The 17349-nt window shown below is 72.5% G+C and carries 16 protein-coding genes and 1 tRNA gene; 3 read left to right on the top strand and 14 right to left on the bottom strand.

Annotation, left to right across the window (positions count from 1 at the left end; translation table 11 throughout):
* Positions 1-25 precede the first annotated feature (25 nt).
* On the top strand, positions 26-448 hold the full coding sequence (locus OF852_RS03290; RefSeq protein ID WP_271120391.1) for a PaaI family thioesterase: 423 nt from the start codon (positions 26-28) through the stop codon (positions 446-448).
* 69 nt (positions 449-517) lie between these two features.
* Here the strand turns inward: OF852_RS03290 and OF852_RS03295 are convergent, their stop codons facing one another.
* Positions 518-1120, bottom strand: coding sequence for an ANTAR domain-containing response regulator (locus OF852_RS03295; RefSeq protein ID WP_271120392.1), 603 nt, complete (start codon positions 1118-1120; stop codon positions 518-520).
* A gap of 51 nt (positions 1121-1171) precedes the next feature.
* Between OF852_RS03295 and OF852_RS03300 the strand changes: the two genes are divergently transcribed.
* Positions 1172-1254, top strand: a tRNA-Leu gene (locus OF852_RS03300).
* 16 nt (positions 1255-1270) lie between these two features.
* Here OF852_RS03300 and OF852_RS03305 read toward each other — a convergent pair.
* Positions 1271-2068: an SDR family oxidoreductase gene (locus OF852_RS03305; RefSeq protein ID WP_271120393.1), complete on the bottom strand. Its 798-nt coding sequence runs from the start codon at positions 2066-2068 to the stop codon at positions 1271-1273.
* A gap of 224 nt (positions 2069-2292) precedes the next feature.
* Here OF852_RS03305 and OF852_RS03310 point away from each other — a divergent pair, with 224 nt between their 5' ends.
* Positions 2293-2721: a hypothetical protein gene (locus tag OF852_RS03310; RefSeq protein ID WP_271120394.1), complete on the top strand. Its 429-nt coding sequence runs from the start codon at positions 2293-2295 to the stop codon at positions 2719-2721.
* 73 nt (positions 2722-2794) lie between these two features.
* On the opposite strand, the gene pyk is transcribed toward OF852_RS03310, so the two are convergent.
* From pyk to hisG, 12 genes are all read right to left on the bottom strand, one after another.
* On the bottom strand, positions 2795-4252 hold the full coding sequence (gene pyk / locus OF852_RS03315) for a pyruvate kinase (protein ID WP_271120395.1): 1458 nt from the start codon (positions 4250-4252) through the stop codon (positions 2795-2797).
* A gap of 67 nt (positions 4253-4319) precedes the next feature.
* On the bottom strand, positions 4320-5777 hold the full coding sequence (locus tag OF852_RS03320; RefSeq protein WP_271120396.1) for a glutamate synthase subunit beta: 1458 nt from the start codon (positions 5775-5777) through the stop codon (positions 4320-4322).
* Positions 5770-10365 carry a glutamate synthase large subunit gene (gene gltB / locus OF852_RS03325; protein ID WP_442908642.1) on the bottom strand — a complete coding sequence of 1532 codons (4596 nt, stop codon included), beginning with the start codon at positions 10363-10365 and terminating at the stop codon, positions 5770-5772. The genes OF852_RS03320 and gltB overlap by 8 nt, the downstream gene beginning before the upstream one ends.
* 135 nt (positions 10366-10500) lie before the next feature.
* A complete protein-coding gene (lgt, locus tag OF852_RS03330; protein ID WP_271120397.1) occupies positions 10501-11520 on the bottom strand; it encodes a prolipoprotein diacylglyceryl transferase in 1020 nt (339 codons plus the stop codon).
* A 53-nt stretch (positions 11521-11573) separates the two neighbouring features.
* A complete protein-coding gene (gene trpA / locus OF852_RS03335; RefSeq protein ID WP_271120398.1) occupies positions 11574-12377 on the bottom strand; it encodes a tryptophan synthase subunit alpha in 804 nt (267 codons plus the stop codon).
* Positions 12374-13585, bottom strand: a complete 1212-nt coding sequence (gene trpB, locus OF852_RS03340) for a tryptophan synthase subunit beta (protein WP_271121100.1) — start codon at positions 13583-13585, stop codon at positions 12374-12376. Before trpB ends, trpA begins: the two co-directional genes overlap by 4 nt.
* A 2-nt stretch (positions 13586-13587) precedes the next feature.
* A complete protein-coding gene (trpC, locus tag OF852_RS03345; protein ID WP_271121101.1) occupies positions 13588-14361 on the bottom strand; it encodes an indole-3-glycerol phosphate synthase TrpC in 774 nt (257 codons plus the stop codon).
* 12 nt (positions 14362-14373) lie between these two features.
* Complete coding sequence (locus OF852_RS03350; protein WP_271120399.1) at positions 14374-14604, bottom strand: DUF6704 family protein; 231 nt, start codon at positions 14602-14604, stop codon at positions 14374-14376.
* A gap of 49 nt (positions 14605-14653) precedes the next feature.
* On the bottom strand, positions 14654-15319 hold the full coding sequence (locus OF852_RS03355) for a Trp biosynthesis-associated membrane protein (RefSeq protein ID WP_271120400.1): 666 nt from the start codon (positions 15317-15319) through the stop codon (positions 14654-14656).
* Complete coding sequence (hisI, locus tag OF852_RS03360; RefSeq protein WP_271120401.1) at positions 15316-15714, bottom strand: phosphoribosyl-AMP cyclohydrolase; 399 nt, start codon at positions 15712-15714, stop codon at positions 15316-15318. Before hisI ends, OF852_RS03355 begins: the two co-directional genes overlap by 4 nt.
* Positions 15711-16472, bottom strand: coding sequence for an imidazole glycerol phosphate synthase subunit HisF (hisF, locus tag OF852_RS03365; RefSeq protein ID WP_271120402.1), 762 nt, complete (start codon positions 16470-16472; stop codon positions 15711-15713). The genes hisI and hisF overlap by 4 nt, the downstream gene beginning before the upstream one ends.
* 1 nt (position 16473) lies before the next feature.
* On the bottom strand, positions 16474-17313 hold the full coding sequence (gene hisG, locus OF852_RS03370) for an ATP phosphoribosyltransferase (RefSeq protein WP_271120403.1): 840 nt from the start codon (positions 17311-17313) through the stop codon (positions 16474-16476).
* Positions 17314-17349 lie beyond the last annotated feature (36 nt).

The following is a 17349-nucleotide window of genomic DNA, read 5'->3' on the forward strand; positions in this document are numbered from 1 at the left end:
ACCCGGATGCGGCTAGGCTCGCCCCGTGACGAAGCTGCCGGCCGACACCCCTCAGGAGCTCCTCGATCGACTCGGGACGGGCGGCGGCGAGCTCGCGAAGAGGATGGGGATCGAGTTCCTCGAGCTCTCCCCCGAGCTCTCCATCGCGCGGATGCCGGTCGAGGGCAACCGCCAGGTCGTCGGGCTCCTCCACGGCGGCGCGCACGTCGTGCTCGGCGAGTCGCTCGGCTCGATCTCCTCCGCGCTCCACGCGGGCGCCGGCCGCTACGCCGTCGGCATCGAGATCAACGCGACCCACAGCCGCTCCGTCACGGAGGGCTGGGTCACGGCCACCTGCCGCGCGATCACCCTCGGCCGGACGCTCTGCACGCACGAGATCGCGATCGAGGACGAGCAGGGTCGGCGCCTCTCGACCGTGCGCATGACGAACATCCTCCGGGACCGCTGAGCCGGCTCCGGAACCGTCCGGCAGCGCGGACGCGGATTCCCGGCCGACCCGTCGGGGTCGGGGCGCAGGCTACTTCTTGGCCGCGAGCTGGTCGATGATCGCCTGCGCCACGTCGTGCATCGTGAGGCGGCGATCCATGGAGGCCTTCTGGATCCAGCGGAAGGCCTCCGGCTCGGACAGGCCCATCTTCTCGTTGAGGAGGCCCTTCGCGCGGTCCACGAGCTTGCGCGTCTCGAAGCGCTCGACGAGGTCGGCGACCTCCGCCTCGAGCGTCACGATCTGCTGGTAGCGGCTCAGCGCGATCTCGATCGCCGGCAGGAGGTCGTTGGGCGTGAAGGGCTTCACGACGTACGCGAGCGCGCCGGCCTCGCTCGCGCGCTCCACGAGCTCCTTCTGGCTGAACGCGGTGAGGAGGACCACGGGCGCGATGTGGTTCTTGGTGAGGCGCTCGGCGGCGGAGATGCCGTCGAGCTGCGGCATCTTGACGTCCATGACGACGAGATCGGGGCGCAGCTCGGTCGCAAGGGCGACCGCGGTCTCCCCGTCGCCGGCCTCGCCGACCACCTCGTAGCCGTTGTCGCGGAGGATCTCCACGATGTCGAGACGGATGAGGGACTCGTCCTCCGCGACGACGACGCGGCGCGGAGCGGGGGTGGTCTGGCTGTCACTCACAGGGAGAGCCTACGGTATCGTCGGTCCCGGCCGCGCCGAGGCGCGTGCCGAGCCGGATTGGCGGAATGGCAGACGCGGGCGACTCAAAATCGTCTGCCCGGAAGGGCGTGCGGGTTCGACCCCCGCATCCGGCACCCGCACCACGCGGCGTCAGACGCGTCGCCACTCGCCGCCCGTCAGGTGGGAGCCCGCCTGCGGGCCCATCTGCAGCATCCCCCCGTCGACCGCCCACGAGGCGCCGGTGACGTACGAGGCCGCGGGCGAGGCGAGGAAGGCGATGACCGCCGCGACCTCGTCGACGTGGCCGGGGCGCCCGAGCGGGATGCCGGCGCGCGCGACCCGGTACGGATCCTCGCCGCCCGACTCGCTCATGTCCGTCGCGATCTCGCCCGGTGCGACCGCGTTCGCGGTGATGCCGTGCTCGCCGAGCTCGAGGGCGAGGGTCTTCATGAGCCCGCCCAGCCCGTGCTTGGCCGCGTCGTAGGCCGCCGAGCCGACGCGCGGCTGGTGCTCGTGGACGCTCGTGACCGCGATGAGCCGGCCGCCCCGCCCGGCCTCCACCATCCGGCGGGCGGCGCGCTGGAGCACGACGAAGGCCCCGTCGAGGTCCGTCGCGACCGTGGTCCGCCAGGTCTCCCAGTCGAGCTCGAAGAAGGGGACGCCGCCGCCGGTGCCCGCGTTGTTGACGAGGACGTCGACGCCGCCCAGCTCCTGGGCCATCTCGTCCACGACATCCCCGCACGCCGGTGCGTCGGCGACGTCGAGGCGTCGCACGACGGCGCGGCGGCCGAGCGACTCGATCTCGCGCGCGGTGCCGCGCGCGCCCTCCTCGTCGCTGCGCCAGGTGACGCCGACGTCCATGCCGGCGCGGGCGAGCGCGATCGCGGTCGCAGCCCCGATCCCGGAATCGGAGGCGGTCACGATGGCGGTGCGCGGAGAGAAGTCCATGCCTCGAGCCTCGCCGCCCCCGACCGGGCGGGGTGCGACTCCCACGCGGCACGGAGGAGACCCCGAGGTGCCGTCCGGCGTCGCCCGGAGCTGCAGGGCCGATGCTCCCCCGGGCGGCATCCGCGCGCCCGGGATACTCCGCGGGGACGACATCCCGCGCCGGCTCCCCCGTGCGCCCCTAGCGTCGGCGGCAGCGGCACCCGCCGCCGACCAGAGGAGGATCCATGACCGCCGTCGCCCAGCCCCGCACCGCCACCGCCGTCGGCACCGCCGGGTGGCTCGCCCTCGGCGCCGTCGTCGCCGCCGCGATCGATCTCGGGCTCGTGCAGCTCGCGATCGCGCTCGGCGCCGACGCCGGCTTCCCGCCGTTCCAGCCGGCCGCCTGGCTGAGCTTCACGATCGGCGGTCTGCTCCTCGCGCACCTGGGCTGGCGGATCGTGCGCCGCCGAGCACGACGCCCCGGGCGGGTGCTCGCCCGGCTCGTGCCCGTGCTCGTCGTCGCGTCGCTCGTGCCGAACGCGATCCTGCTGCTCGCCCCCGTCATCCCCGGCACCGGCGTCGTCGCCGTGCTCGCCCTCATGGCGATGCACCTCGTCGTCGCGGGCGTCGCGGTCGCGGTCTCGCAGCGCATCGCGCCGGTGCCGCACGGCTGAGCGCGGCGTCGAGCGCACGCCGAGGGGCGGCCGGGATCGAGGATCCCGACCGCCCCTCGACGCGTCGCGCGGACTAGTCGGCGTGCTCGCCGCTCTCCCACACGGGCGCGCTCTTGTTGACCGCATCGCCGATCGTGTGCACGCGCAGGTCGTTCGTCGAGCCCGCGATGCCGGGAGGGCTCCCGGAGATCACGACGACCTTGTCGCCCTCGGCGGCCAGGCCCTTCTCGAGGAGGATGCGGTCGACCTGCTCGTACATCGCGTCGGTGTGCTTCACACGGTCGACGAGGAACGACTCGATGCCGTAGGTGAGCGACATGCGGCGCTGGATCGACGCGTCCGGCGTGAAGGCCTTCATCGGGATCCGGAAGCGCAGACGCGACATGCGGCGCGCCGAGTCGCCCGACTCGGTGAAGACGCAGACGTACCGCGCCTCGACGAAGTCCGCGACCTCGGCGGCGGCGAGCGTGATCGCCCCGCCCAGCGTGCGGGGCTTCGTGCCGAGCGGCGGGATGCGCTCGAGGCCGTGCTCCTCCGTCGACTCGACGATGCGGGCCATGGTCTGCACCGTGATGACGGGGTACTCGCCGACGCTCGTCTCGCCCGAGAGCATGACCGCGTCCGCGCCGTCGAGGACGGCGTTCGCGACATCCGAGGTCTCGGCGCGGGTGGGGACGGGGCTGTTCGTCATCGACTCGAGCATCTGCGTCGCGACGATGACGGGCTTCGCCATGCGGCGGGCGAGCTCGACCGCGCGCTTCTGCACGATCGGGACCGCCTCGAGCGGGAGCTCGACGGCGAGGTCGCCGCGGGCGACCATGATGCCGTCGAAGGCGTCGACGATCTCCTCGAGCGCGTCGACCGCCTGCGGCTTCTCGATCTTCGCGATGACGGGGACGCGGCGCCCCTCCTCGGCCATGATCTCGTGGACGCGCGTCACATCCTGCGCGTCGCGCACGAAGGAGAGCGCGATGTAGTCGGCGCCGAGGGCGAGGCCCCATCGGAGGTCGACCTCGTCCTTCTCGCTCAGCGCGGGGACGTTGACCGCGACGCCGGGCAGGTTGATGCCCTTGTTGTTCGAGACCTTCCCGGCCACGACGACGCGGGTGCGGACCTGCACGCCGTCCGTGTCGAGGACCTCGACCTTGACCTTGCCGTCGTCGATCAGCAGAAAGTCGCCGGGGGCGACATCCTGCGGCAGGCCCTTGAAGGTCGTGCCGACGAGCTCCTTCGTGCCCGCGACATCCTCGGTCGTGATCGTGAAGATGTCGCCCTCGGCGAGCTCGTGGGGGCCGTCGGCGAACGTGCCGAGGCGGATCTTGGGGCCCTGCAGGTCGACGAGGACCGCGACGGGCTTCTCGAGGTCGGCCGCGGCCTTCCGGACGTTCGCGTAGACCTCGTCGTGCACGGCGTGGCTGCCGTGGCTGAGGTTCATGCGCGCGACATCGACGCCCGCCTCGATGATCGCCCGGAGGCTCTCATAGCTGGAGGTGGCGGGTCCGAGGGTCGCGACGATCTTCGCTCGTCTCATGACTTCCTTCGTGGTGGTGGTGGTGTGCTCCGGGCGGATACGGCGCCCGCAGCGTCGGCCGGCTCGCTCAGACGGCGATCGGTCGGTCGGTGGGGCGCACGGGCGCCGGGAGGAGGGTATCGCCCTGGAGGAAGCGGTCGACCTCGGCGGCGGCCGCCCGACCCTCCGCGATCGCCCAGACGATGAGGGACTGGCCGCGGCCCGCGTCGCCCGCGACGAAGACGCCCGGCTCGCTGGTCTGGTAGTCCTGCCCGCGGGCGACGTTCGCGCGCTCGTCGAGCGGGACGCCGAGCTGCGGCACGATCGTGTCCGTCTCGGGGCCGGTGAAGCCCATCGCGATGAGCACGAGGTCCGCGGGGATCTCGCGCTCGGTGCCCGACTTCGGCACGCGGCGGCCGTCGACGAACTCGGTCTCCGCGACGCGGAGGGCGCGGACCTCGCCGGCCTCGTTCGCGAGGAACTCGACGGTGGAGGCGAGGAACATGCGCTCGCCGCCCTCCTCGTGCGCGCTCGACACCTCGAAGACGGTCGGCATCATCGGCCAGGGCTGGGCGTCGGGGCGCTCGAGCGGCGGCTGCTTGCCGATCGCGAGGTTCGTGACGCTCAGCGCGCCCTGACGGTGCGCCGTGCCGATGCAGTCGGCGCCCGTGTCGCCGCCGCCGATGACGACGACGTGCTTGCCCTCGGCCTCGATCTGCTCGGGCACGACATCCCCCGCGACGACCTTGTTCTGCTGCACGAGGTAGTCCATCGCGACATGGACGCCGAGGAGGTCGCGGCCCGGGATCGACAGCTCGCGCGGCACGGTCGAGCCGGTCGCGACGACGACCGCGTCGAAGCGGCGGCGCAGCTCGTCCCAGCTGAGATCGCGGCCGATCTCGACGCCCGCCCGGAACCGGGTGCCCTCCGCCTGCATCTGCTGGAGGCGCATCTCGATCTGACGCTTCTCCATCTTGAAGTCGGGGATGCCGTAGCGCAGCAGTCCGCCGATGCGGTCGTCGCGCTCGTAGACGGCGACCGTGTGGCCGGCGCGCGTGAGCTGCTGCGCCGCCGCGAGGCCGGCGGGGCCCGAGCCGACGACGGCGACCGTCTTGCCGGTGAGGCGCTCCGGCGGCTGCGGGGTCACCCAGCCGTTCGAGAAGGCCTGGTCGATGATCGAGACCTCGACCTGCTTGATCGTCACGGGCGGCTGGTTGATGCCGAGCACGCAGCTGGACTCGCAGGGCGCGGGGCACAGCCGCCCGGTGAACTCCGGGAAGTTGTTCGTCGCGTGGAGGCGCTCGATCGCCTGCCGGCCCTCGCCGCGCCACATGAGGTCGTTCCACTCGGGGATGAGGTTCCCGAGCGGGCAGCCCTGGTGGCAGAACGGCACACCGCAGTCCATGCAGCGCCCCGCCTGCCGGCGCAGCTGGGTCGCATCCCCCTGCTCGTAGACCTCTTTCCAGTCCATGAGCCGGAGCGCGACGGGACGACGGGCGGGGAGCTCGCGCTCCTGCGTCGTGAGGAAGCCCTTGGGGTCAGCCATTCTTGACCGTCACCTCCAGGATCTTGCGCCAGGTGGCGTCGCCGTCGGGGTCCTCCCCCGCGTCGAGCGCATCCTGACGGGTCTTGAGCACGGCGGCGTAGTCGCGAGGCAGGACCTTCACGAACGTCGCGACCGTCTGGTCGATGTCGGCGAGCATCCGCTCCGCGAGCGCGGAGCCGGTCTCGGCGAGGTGGCGCTCGAGGAGGTCGACGAGGATCTCCGCGTCGGCGCTCTCGAGCGGGAGGAGCTGCAGATCGCCCGAGGCGATCGCGTCGCGGTTGACGCGCTCCGGCTTGAGGTCGTGCACGTAGGCCGTGCCGCCCGACATGCCGGCGCCGAGGTTCCGGCCCGTGCCGCCGAGGATGACCGCGAGGCCGCCCGTCATGTACTCGAGCGCATGGTCGCCCACGCCCTCGACGACCGCCGTGGCCCCCGAGTTGCGGACGAGGAAGCGCTCGCCGACCCAGCCGCGCAGGAACATGGAGCCCTGCGTCGCGCCGTAGCCGATGACGTTGCCGGCGATCACGTTCCGCTCCGCCGGGAAGACGGACCCCTGCGGCGGGCGCACGACGATCGTGCCTCCCGAGAGGCCCTTGCCGACGTAGTCGTTGCTGTCGCCCTCGAGACGGATCGTGATGCCGTTCGGCAGGAACGCGCCGAGCGACTGCCCCGCCGAGCCGTGCAGCGAGATCTCGATCGTGCCGTCGGGGAGGCCGTGCTCGCCGTGGCGCTTCGTGACCTCGTGCCCGAGCATCGTGCCGACCGCGCGCTCCGTGTTCTGCACGGGCAGCTCGATCGCGACGTGCTCCCGGCTCGCGAGCGCCGGGGCGCTGCGGGCGATGAGCTCGCGGTCGAAGTGCTCGTCGAGCTCGTGGTCCTGCTCGCGGCGGTTGATGCGCGGCTCGTCCTCGGCGAACTCCGGGCCGACCAGCACCGGGGTGAGGTCGAGGCCGTCGGCCTTCCAGTGCTCGATCGCGCGGTCCACGTCGAGCAGCTCGCTGCGCCCGATCGCCTCGTCGAGGGAGCGGAAGCCGAGCGCCGCGAGGTACTCGCGCACCTCCTGGGCGAGGAACTCGAAGAAGTTGACGACGAACTCGGGCTTGCCCGTGAAGCGGGCGCGGAGCTCCGGGTTCTGCGTCGCGACGCCGACGGGGCAGGTGTCGAGGTGGCAGACGCGCATGAGGATGCAGCCCTCGACGACGAGCGGCGCCGTCGCGAAGCCGTACTCCTCGGCGCCGAGCAGCGCCGCGATCACGACGTCGCGACCCGTCTTCATCTGGCCGTCGACCTGCACGACGACGCGGTCCCGCATCCCGTTGAGCATGAGCGTCTGCTGGGTCTCGGCCAGGCCGATCTCCCACGGGGTGCCCGCGTGCTTGAGCGAGTTGAGCGGGCTCGCGCCCGTGCCGCCGTCGTGGCCGGAGACGAGCACGACATCCGCGAGGGCCTTCGTCACGCCGGCGGCGACCGCGCCGATGCCCGACTGGGACACGAGCTTCACGTGGACGCGCGCGGCCGGGTTCGCCCGCTTGACGTCGAAGATGAGCTGCTTGAGGTCCTCGATGGAGTAGATGTCGTGGTGCGGCGGCGGCGAGATGAGGCCGACGCCCGCCGTCGAGTGGCGCGTGCGGGCGACCCACGGGTACACCTTCTGGGCCATGAGCTGGCCGCCCTCGCCGGGCTTCGCGCCCTGCGCCATCTTGATCTGGATGTCGGTCGCGTGCGTCAGGTACATGCTCGTGACGCCGAAGCGGCCGGAGGCGACCTGCTTGATCGCGCTGCGCCGCTCGGGGTCGAGCAGGCGCTCGACGTCCTCGCCGCCCTCGCCCGTGTTCGAGCGGGCGCCGAGCCGGTTCATCGCGATCGCGAGGGTCTCGTGCGCCTCCTTCGAGATCGAGCCGTAGCTCATCGCGCCGGTGTTGAAGCGCTTCACGATGTCGGCGACGGACTCCACCTCGTCGATCGGGACCGCCTCCCGCCCCTCCGTCTTGAAGGCGAAGAGCCCGCGGAGCGTCATGAGCGCCTCCGCCTGGTCGTCGATGCGCTTCGTGTAGTCGCGGAAGATGTCGTAGCGGCGGGCGCGCGTCGCGTGCTGGAGGCGGAACACCGTGTCGGGGTTGAAGAGGTGCGGCGGCCCCTCGCGGCGCCACTGGTACTCGCCGCCCGTCTGGAGGCGCTCGTGCGCGACGACGGCGCCGTCCTCCGGGTAGGCGGAGGCGTGGCGAGCCGCGTTCTCGGCCGCGATCACGTCGATGCCGACCCCGCCGAGGAGGCTCGCCGTGCCTGTGAAGTACTGGTCGACGAACTCCTGGGAGAGGCCAACCGCCTCGAAGGTCTGCGCGCCCGCGTAGGAGCTCACGACCGAGATGCCCATCTTGGACATGATCTTCAGGACGCCCTTGCCGAGCGCCTTGATGAGGTTCTTGACCGCCTGCTCGGGGCTGACGCTCGAGAGCATGCCGCTGCGGACCAGCTGCTCGGCGGTCTCCATCGCGAGGTACGGGTTGATCGCGCTCGCGCCGTAGCCGATGAGGAGCGCCACGTGGTGCACCTCGCGGACATCGCCCGCCTCCACGATGAGCCCCACCTTCATGCGGGTCTCCTGGCGGATGAGGTGGTGGTGCACCGCCGCGAGCATGAGGAGCGAGGGGATCGGCGCGAGGTCGGCGTTGCCGTCGCGGTCGCTGAGCACGAGAAACTGCGCCCCCGCCTCGATCGCCTCGTCGGCCTCCCGGCACATCGCCGCGAGCCGCCGCTCCATCGCCTTCTGGCCGTCGCCCACGCGGTACAGCCCGCGGATCACGCGCGTCGGGCGCCGGCCCGAGCGGGTCTCGAAGTGGTGCACCTTCGCGAGCTGGTCGTTGTCGATCACCGGGAAGTCGAGCACGATCTGCTTCGCGTGCTCGGGGCCGGCGGCGAGGAGGTTGCGCTCCGGTCCCAGCCCGGAGGACATCGAGGTGACGACCTCCTCGCGGATCGAGTCGAGCGGCGGGTTCGTGACCTGCGCGAACTGCTGCGTGAAGTAGTCGAAGAGCAGGCGCGGGCGCTCGCTGAGCACCGCGATCGGGGTGTCGGAGCCCATCGCGCCGAGGGGCTCGGCGCCCTTCTGCGCCATGGGGTGGATGAGGATCCGCACCTCCTCCTCGGTGTATCCGAAGGCGCGCTGGCGGCGCACGACCGAGGCGGGCGTGTGCACGACGTGCTCGCGCTCGGGGAGGTCCTTGAGGTGGATGCGGCCCTCGTCGAGCCACTCCTGCCACGGCTCCTGGTGGGCGAGCTCCGACTTCAGCTCGTCGTCCTCGATGATGCGGCCCTCGGCGGTGTCGACGAGCAGCATCTTGCCGGGACGCAGGCGCCCCTTGCGGACGATCCGGTCGGCCGGGAAGTCGAGGACCCCGATCTCGCTCGCGAGGACGATGAGGCCGTCGTCGGTGACGATGAACCGGCCGGGGCGGAGGCCGTTCCGGTCGAGCGTCGCGCCGACGTGCGTGCCGTCCGTGAAGACGAGCGCCGCCGGGCCGTCCCAGGGCTCCATGAGCATGGAGTGGAACTCGTAGAAGGCGCGGCGCGTCGGGTCCATGTCGGCCTGGTTCTCCCAGGCCTCGGGCACCATCATGAGCATCGCGTGCGGGAGCGAGCGGCCCGCGAGCGTCAGCAGCTCGAGGGTCTCGTCGAAGGAGGCCGAGTCGCTCGCGCCGGGCGTGACGATGGGGAGCACCGGCTGGAGGTCGCCCAGCAGCTCGGACTCGAGCTGGCTCTGGCGGGCGCGCATCCAGTTGCGGTTGCCCTTCACGGTGTTGATCTCGCCGTTGTGGGCCATCATCCGGAACGGCTGCGCGAGCGGCCAGGACGGGAAGGTGTTCGTCGAGTAGCGCGAGTGGACGAGCGCGAGCTTCGAGGCGAAGCGCTCGTCGCTGAGGTCCGGGTAGAAGGGCTCGAGCTGGAGCGTCGTGACCATGCCCTTGTAGACGATGGTGCGCGCCGAGAGGGAGGGCAGGTAGGCGCCGAGCTCGCGCTCGGCGCGCTTGCGCACGAAGAAGGTGCGGCGGTCGAGCTCGATGCCGCTCAGGGCGCGACCGTGCTCGCCGGGGTGGGCGCCCGCGAGGAACAGCTGCTCGAACACGGGCGCCGCCTTGCGGGCGAGCGTGCCGAGGTGCTCAGGGTCGGTCGGCACCTCGCGCCAGCCGAGGACCTCGAGGCCGTGCTCGCGCGCGATCCCCTCGATCCCGGCCTTGAGCTCCGTGCGCTCGGCCTCCTCGGTCGGGAGGAAGGCCATGCCGGCCGCGTACTCGCCGGGGCCGGGGAGCTCGAAGGGCACGACGGCGCGGAGGAACTCGTCCGGCATCTGGGTGACGATGCCCGCGCCGTCGCCCGTGCCCGCATCCGAGCCGACCGCGCCGCGGTGCTCGAGGTGGCGGAGCGCGTCGAGCGCCGCGTCGATGATGTCGTGGCCGGCCGTGCCGCGCAGGGTCGCGACCATGGCCAGGCCGCAGGCGTCCTTCTCGTTGGCGGGGTCGTAGAGACCCGCCGCCGCCGGGATCGCGCTGAAGCGCTGGAAGGGGCCGTGCTGGGGCGTGCTGGCAGCCATGGGAACCGTCCTCACGATGGTGCAGGTGATGGGACGTCGGCGGCCCAACAGACAGGGAGGGATGAGCCCGATTCTCCCACGCAGGTGGGCGGGCCGGAATCCCGCGGGTTTCGCGCGACCGCGGTGGTGCGCGGACTAGCGGGTGGTGGATGCGCCGCTTGTGGCGGGCTCCTCGGACTCGGCGGCGGCGTCATCGCCCTCGTCGACGGAATCGTCGTCCTCGTCGTCCGAGTAGGTGTCGTCGGAGTCTACCCCAGCATCGGGCGTCCACTCGCGCCCCGGCACGTACGGGCTCGGCTCGAGGCCCGGGTGGCGGCGGGACTGCACGATGAGGATCACGATGCCGAGCACGAGCGCGATGACGGCGGCCCAGACATTCGAGCGGATCCCGAGGTAGAGCTCGCTGGGATCGATGCGGATCGACTCGAACCAGCTGCGGCCGAGGCCGTACCAGACGAGGTAGAGGCCGAGGACCTTGCCCCACTGCAGCCGCAGGCGGTACGTCGCGGCCATGAGGATCGCGAAGCCGACGAGGTTCCAGATCATCTCGTAGAGGAAGGTCGGGTGGAACAGCGTGCCCTCCGGCAGGCCCGAGGGGTAGGCGCCGTTGGACGACTCGATCTCGAGGCCCCACGGCAGGTCGGTGGGGAGGCCGTAGAGCTCGTGGTTGAACCAGTTGCCGAGGCGGCCCATGGCCTGCGCGAGGAGGAGGCCGGGCGCGATCGCGTCGGCGACGCTCCAGAAGCGCAGCCCCGACATCCGGCAGCCGATCCAGACGCCGACGGCGCCGCCGATGAGCGAGCCGAAGATGGCGTTGCCGCCCTCCCAGATGCGCACGACCTTCCAGGGGTCGATGCCGGCGCCGAAGAAGTCGCCGGGGTGCGTCAGCACGTGGTACGCCCGCGCCCCGATGATGCCGAGCACGACCGCCCAGATCGCGACGTCGAGGATGACCCAGGGCTCCGCACCGCGCGAGCTCAGCCGGTGGTTCGCCACGAGGATCGCCGCCACGATGCCCGCCAGGATGCAGATGGCGTAGGCGTGGATGTTGAGGTCGAAGCCGAACCAGGTCAGGCCGATGTCGCGGAGCCACTGGCCGAGGTTGAAGACCTGCCAGGCGGGGTCGGGGCTCGGGATGCTGAGCGGAAGGACCACGGAGAACCTTTCGGCGTTCTGCGCCTCGGGGAGGCGGGAGGGACGGAGCGAGTCTACTGCGCGGCGGGGGCGGCCCCCGCCGCGAGGGCGGCGGCGGTGCGCGCGAGGCCGGCGACGCCGTCGGCGGCGAGCGAGGTGACGAGCGCCGAGCCGACGATCGCGCCGTCGGCGTAGCCGAGCACCTCGCGGACCTGCTCGCCCGTCGAGATGCCGATGCCGACGCAGGCGGCGATCCGGTCGGGACCGGTCGCGCCGGCCGCGCGGAGCCGCTCGACGAGCGTGCGCGCCGCGCGGTCGACGTCGCTCCGCGCGCCCGTGATCCCCATGGTCGAGACGGTGTAGACGAAGCCGCGGCTCGACGACACGACCTCGCCGAGGCGGGCGTCGGAGGAGGTCGGCGCCGCGAGGAAGACCCGGTCGAGGCCGTGCGCCTCGCTCACCGCGAGCCACTCCCCCGCCGAGTCGGGCGTGATGTCCGGCGTGATGAGGCCCGCGCCGCCGGCATCCCGCAGCGAGGCGGCGAAGCGCTCCGCGCCGAACTGCACGACCGGGTTCCAGTACGTCATGACGAGGACCGGCACGTCGACGCGCGCGCGGATCCGCTCGACCGCCGCGAACACGTCGCGCGTGCGGAAGCCGCCGGCGAGCGCATGCTGCGTCGCCTGCTGGATCGCGAGGCCGTCCATGACCGGGTCGGAGTACGGGAGGCCGAGCTCGAGGACGTCGACCCCGTTCTCCACGAGGGCGACCGCGGCGTCGACGCTCGTGTCGAGATCCGGGAACCCGACGGGGAGGTAGCCGATGAGGGCACCGGACCCTGACGCCTTCCGCTCGGCGATGCGCTGCGCGACGCTCACTCCTGCACCGCCCCCTCGTCGAGCAGCTCGAACCAGCGGCCCGCCGTCGCCATGTCCTTGTCCCCGCGACCCGAGAGGTTCACGAGGATCGTCGCCTCGGGGCCCAGCTCGCGGCCGAGGCGCAGGGCGCCCGCGAGGGCGTGCGCCGACTCGATCGCCGGGATGATGCCCTCGGTGCGGCTGAGGAGGCGGAGGGCCTCCATCGCCTCGGCGTCCGTCGCGGGGAGGTACTCGGCCCGGCCGATGTCGGCGAGATGCGCGTGCTCCGGGCCGACGCCGGGGTAGTCGAGCCCGGCCGAGATCGAGTGCGACTCGATGGTCTGCCCGTCCTCGTCCTGCAGCAGGTAGCTGCGGGCCCCGTGGAGCACCCCGGGACGCCCGCGCTCGATCGATGCCGCGTGCCGCTCCGTGTCGACGCCGTCGCCCGCCGCCTCGAGGCCGATGAGGCGCACGTCCGCGTCGTCGAGGAAGGCGTGGAAGATGCCGATCGCGTTGCTGCCGCCGCCCACGCAGGCCATGACCGCATCCGGGAGCCGACCGGTCAGCTCGAGCACCTGCGCGCGAGCCTCCTCGCCGATGATCTTCTGCAGGTCGCGGACCATCGCGGGGAACGGGTGGGGGCCCGCCGCGGTGCCGAAGACGTAGTTCGTCGTCTCGACGCTCGTCACCCACTCGCGGTAGGCCTCGTTGATCGCGTCCTTCAGCGTGCGCGAGCCGGTCGCCACCGAGATGACCTCGGCGCCGAGCAGCCGCATGCGGGCGACGTTGAGCGCCTGGCGCTGCGTGTCGACCTCCCCCATGAAGATCGTGCACTCGAGCCCGAAGAGCGCCGCCGCCGTCGCGGTCGCGACACCGTGCTGGCCTGCGCCCGTCTCGGCGATGACGCGCGTCTTCCCGATGCGGCGCGTGAGGAGCGCCTGCCCGAGCACGTTGTTGATCTTGTGGCTGCCGGTGTGGTTGAGGTCCTCGCGCTTGAGGATGATGCGGGCGCCGCCCGCGTGCTCCGCGAAGCGCGGGACCTCGGTGATGATCGAGGGACGGCCGGTGTAGCTGCGGTGCAGCTCGGCGAGCTCCGACTGGAACGCCGGGTCGGACTTCGCCGCCTCCCAGGCCTCGGAGAGCTCCTCGATCGCGGCGATGAGCGACTCGGGCATGAAGCGCCCGCCGAACTCGCCGAAGTAAGGACCGGGGTTGTCGCGCAGGGCCATGATCACGCCGCCAGGAAGGACTCGATGGTCGCGATCGGGTCCTCGCCCGTCACGAGGGCCTCGCCCACCAGCACCACGTCGGCACCCGCGTCGCGATAGTGGCGCACGTCCGCCGGCGAGAGCACGGCCGACTCCGCGACCCGGACGACGCCCGAGGGGATGCGGTCCGCGAGCCGGCCGAACAGGTCCCGGTCGAGCTCGAAGGTCGAGAGGTCGCGGGCGTTCACGCCGACGAGCTGTGCCCCCAGGTCGACCGCGCGGGCCACCTCCTCGGCGTCGTGCGCCTCCACGAGCGGCGTCATCCCGAGCTGGAGCACGAGCTCGTGCAGCTCGGCGAGACGGGGCTGCTCGAGCGCCGACACGATGAGCAGGACGAGGTCGGCGCCCGCGGCGCGCGCCTCGAGCACCTGGTAGGGCTCGACGATGAAGTCCTTGCGGAGCACCGGGATGCCGACCGCCGAGCGGACCGACGCCAGATCCTCGAGCGAGCCGAGGAAGCGCCGCTGCTCCGTGAGCACGCTGATGGCGCTCGCGCCGCCCGCCTCGTACGAGAGCGCGAGGCTCGCGGGCTCGGGGATCTCGGCGAGGGCGCCGCGCGAGGGGCTCGCGCGCTTCACCTCGGCGATGAGCTTGACGCGATCGGCCGGCGCGAGCGCCTGGAGCGCGTCGAGGGCGGGGGCCTGCGCGGCGGCGGCGGCCTCGACCTCGGCGAGGGGACGCGCGGCACGGCGCTCCGCCGCATCCGCGACCGCTCCCGTGACGAGCTCGGCGAGCAGGTCGGCGGTCACCTAGGCGTGCGCCTTCGGCGTGTACTTCGGCCCGCGGACCCCGTAGCCCAGACGCGCGAGCACGACGCCCGCGAGGAGGCCGGCCACCATGAGCGCGACGGAGGCCCAGACGAGCCAGACGATCGCGAACCAGAAGGCGAAGGTGCCGATCGTGAAGGCGACGAGCATGATGATCACGGCCGTCCAGGCCGCCGGCGAGTGGCCGTGGCCGGGGTCGTTCTCTTCGGACACTGGGGCTCCTTCTCAAGACGGTGCCGCTTGCGCGGCATCGCCACCGAGTCTAGCGGTCGCGATCGGTCGGATCGTCGCCGCCGCTCAGCGCGTCCCAGTCCTCGACCGCGCGGCTCTCCCGGCGGTCGCGGACGCCCTCGGAGGCGCGATCGGCGCGCGCAGCGGGCCCGTCCTCCGCGACGGGCACGCCCTCGGGCGCCTCGCCGTCGACGGGCGCGAAGCGGACCGGCTGGTAGCGGCGCGCCGAGCTCGGCCAGGCGCGCGAGGTCGCGGCGACCGCGAACCCCGCCGCCACGAGTGCGATCCCGGCGGCGAGGGCCACGAGCGGCCATGGTGTGGGCGCGGCCGACTCGGTCAGGCGGCGGGCCGCGTCCGCGCCGCCGTCGCCCGTCAGCTCCGCGACGAGTCCCGCGGAGGCGGCGACAGGATCGCCCAGCGACACCTGCGCCTGGATCGCGATGCAGACGCCGAGCAGCGCCTGCAGCACCCCGAGCACGACGCGGAACGCGGGCCCGGCGATCGCGAGCGCCGGCACCACGAGCAGGCCCGACAGCGCCAGGGGGGCGAGCGCACCCGCCGCCGTCTGCCCGTCGACGTCGACCTCCTGACCGGCGAGCCGCAGCAGGAACCACGGCTGCGACCACGCGAGCATCACCGACCCGCTCAGCGCCAGCAGGACGAGCAGGCTCAGGCCCTTCAGCCGACCCGGCGTCACGACGCCGCATCCCCCTCGGGCGAGCCGAGCACCGGGCGCAGCGGGTCCTCGTCGAAGCAGGCGTGCGATCCGGTGTGGCAGGCGGGGCCGAGCTGGTGCACCGTGAGGAGCAGCGCGTCGCCGTCGCAGTCGAGGGCCGCGCCCCGCACGTACTGCCGGTGGCCGCTCGTGTCGCCCTTGCGCCAGTACTCCTGCCGGCTCCGCGACCAGAAGGTCACGCGGCCCTCCGTGAGCGTGCGGCGCAGCGCCTCGGCGTCCATGTAGCCGAGCATGAGCACGTCGCGGCTCGACTCCTCCTGCACGATCGCGGGCAGCAGGCCGTCCGGATTCCAGGCGACTCGGGCGATGACGGCCTCGGGCGCGTCGTCGGTGTCGCTGTCGTGCGTCCAGCTCATCGCACCTCGATCCCCTCCGCGGCGATCGCCGCCTTCACCTGCCCGATCGTGAGCTCGCCGTCGTGGAACACGGATGCGGCGAGCACGGCGTCCGCGCCCGCCCGGATCGCGGGGGCGAAGTGCTCGAGGGCGCCCGCGCCGCCGCTCGCGATGACGGGGACCGTGCTCAGCTCGCGCATCGCGGCCGTGAGCTCCAGGTCGAAGCCGTCCTTCGTGCCGTCGGCGTCGATCGAGTTGACGAGCAGCTCTCCCGCACCGCGCTCGATCGCCTCGCGGGCCCAGTCGAGCGCGTCCAGATCCGTCTCCGTCCGACCGCCGTGGGTCGTCACGACGAAGCCGCTCGGCATCCGCTCGCTCCGCTGCACGTCGAGGCTCAGCACCAGCACCTGCGCGCCGAAGCGGTCGGCGATCTCGCCGAGCAGGGCGGGGCGCGCGATCGCCGCGCTGTTGACGCCGATCTTGTCGGCGCCCGAGGCGAGGAGCCGCGCCACGTCCTCCGGCGAGCGGACGCCGCCGCCGACCGTGAGCGGGATGAAGACCTGCTCGGCCGTGCGGGCCACCATCTCGTAGGTGGTCTCGCGCGCATCCACCGTCGCCGTCACGTCGAGGAAGGTCAGCTCATCGGCCCCCTGCTCGGCGTAGCGTCGAGCGAGCTGGACCGGATCCCCCGCATCGCGGAGGCCCTTGAAGTTGATCCCCTTGACGACGCGGCCGTCCGCGACGTCGAGGCACGGGATCACCCGGGTGACGATCGCCATGTCAGATCCTGGCGGCGGTGATGGGGCTCACGAGAATCGCGCGCGCCCCCAGCTCGTAGAGCTCGTCCATGATCTGGTTCGTGTCGGCGCGCGACACCATGACCCGCACGGCCACCCAGCCGCTCTCGCGGAGCGGCGAGACCGTCGGCGACTCCAGTCCTGGCGCGATCGCCGAGGCGGGCTCGACCAGCTCGGCGGGGAGGTCGTAGTCCATCATCACGTACTGGTGCGCGACCATGACGCCCTGGATGCGGCGGCGGAAGGTGCGCAGCCCGGCGAGCTCGGCGTCGGCCGCGATGAGCACGGCGCTCGACTCGAGGATGACGGGACCGAAGATGTCGAGGCCCTGCTTGCGGAGGGTCGTCCCCGTCTCGACGACGTCGGCGACCGCATCCGCGACCCCCAGGCGCACGGCCGACTCGACCGCGCCGTCGAGGCGCACGACCGTCGCATCCACGCCCTCGCGGGCGAGGAAGTCGGCGACGAGCCCGTCGTAGCTGGTCGCGACCCGGCGCCCGGCCAGGTCGCCGAGCTCCGCGAACGCGCCGATGGGCCCCGCGAAGCGGAAGGTCGAGGCGCCGAAGTCGAGCGCCTCGATCTCGGTGGCCGCGGAGTGCGAGTCGAGGAGGAGGTCGCGACCCGTGATGCCGACGTCCAGCGCGCCGGAGCCGACGTAGGTCGCGATGTCGCGGGGGCGGAGGTAGAAGAACTCGACGCCGTTGCGCGGGTCGGAGACGATGAGCTCCTTCGAGTCCCGGCGGGTCGCGTAGCCGGCCTCGTGGAGCATCTGGACGGCGGTCTCGGAGAGCGTGCCCTTGTTCGGCACGGCGATGCGGAGCATGACGCTGCTTTCTGGAATGGGGTGGACGGAGGGGAC

It is taken from the genome of Homoserinibacter sp. YIM 151385 (genome assembly GCF_027912415.1).
In the GTDB taxonomy this organism is placed as follows: Bacteria; Actinomycetota; Actinomycetes; order Actinomycetales; family Microbacteriaceae; genus Schumannella.

Bases quoted from the DNA above. Each gene is read 5' to 3' on its own strand.
- OF852_RS03310 (WP_271120394.1), top strand. From the start codon at position 2,293: ATGACCGCCGTCGCCCAGCCCCGCACCGCCACCGCCGTCGGCACCGCC.
- pyk (WP_271120395.1), bottom strand. From the start codon at position 4,252: ATGAGACGAGCGAAGATCGTCGCGACCCTCGGACCCGCCACCTCCAGC.
- trpB (WP_271121100.1), bottom strand. From the start codon at position 13,585: ATGGCCCTGCGCGACAACCCCGGTCCTTACTTCGGCGAGTTCGGCGGG.
- hisG (WP_271120403.1), bottom strand. From the start codon at position 17,313: ATGCTCCGCATCGCCGTGCCGAACAAGGGCACGCTCTCCGAGACCGCC.
- OF852_RS03305 (WP_271120393.1), bottom strand. From the start codon at position 2,068: ATGGACTTCTCTCCGCGCACCGCCATCGTGACCGCCTCCGATTCCGGG.
- hisI (WP_271120401.1), bottom strand. From the start codon at position 15,714: ATGAGCTGGACGCACGACAGCGACACCGACGACGCGCCCGAGGCCGTC.
- gltB (WP_442908642.1), bottom strand. From the start codon at position 10,365: ATGGCTGCCAGCACGCCCCAGCACGGCCCCTTCCAGCGCTTCAGCGCG.
- OF852_RS03320 (WP_271120396.1), bottom strand. From the start codon at position 5,777: ATGGCTGACCCCAAGGGCTTCCTCACGACGCAGGAGCGCGAGCTCCCC.
- hisF (WP_271120402.1), bottom strand. From the start codon at position 16,472: ATGGCGATCGTCACCCGGGTGATCCCGTGCCTCGACGTCGCGGACGGC.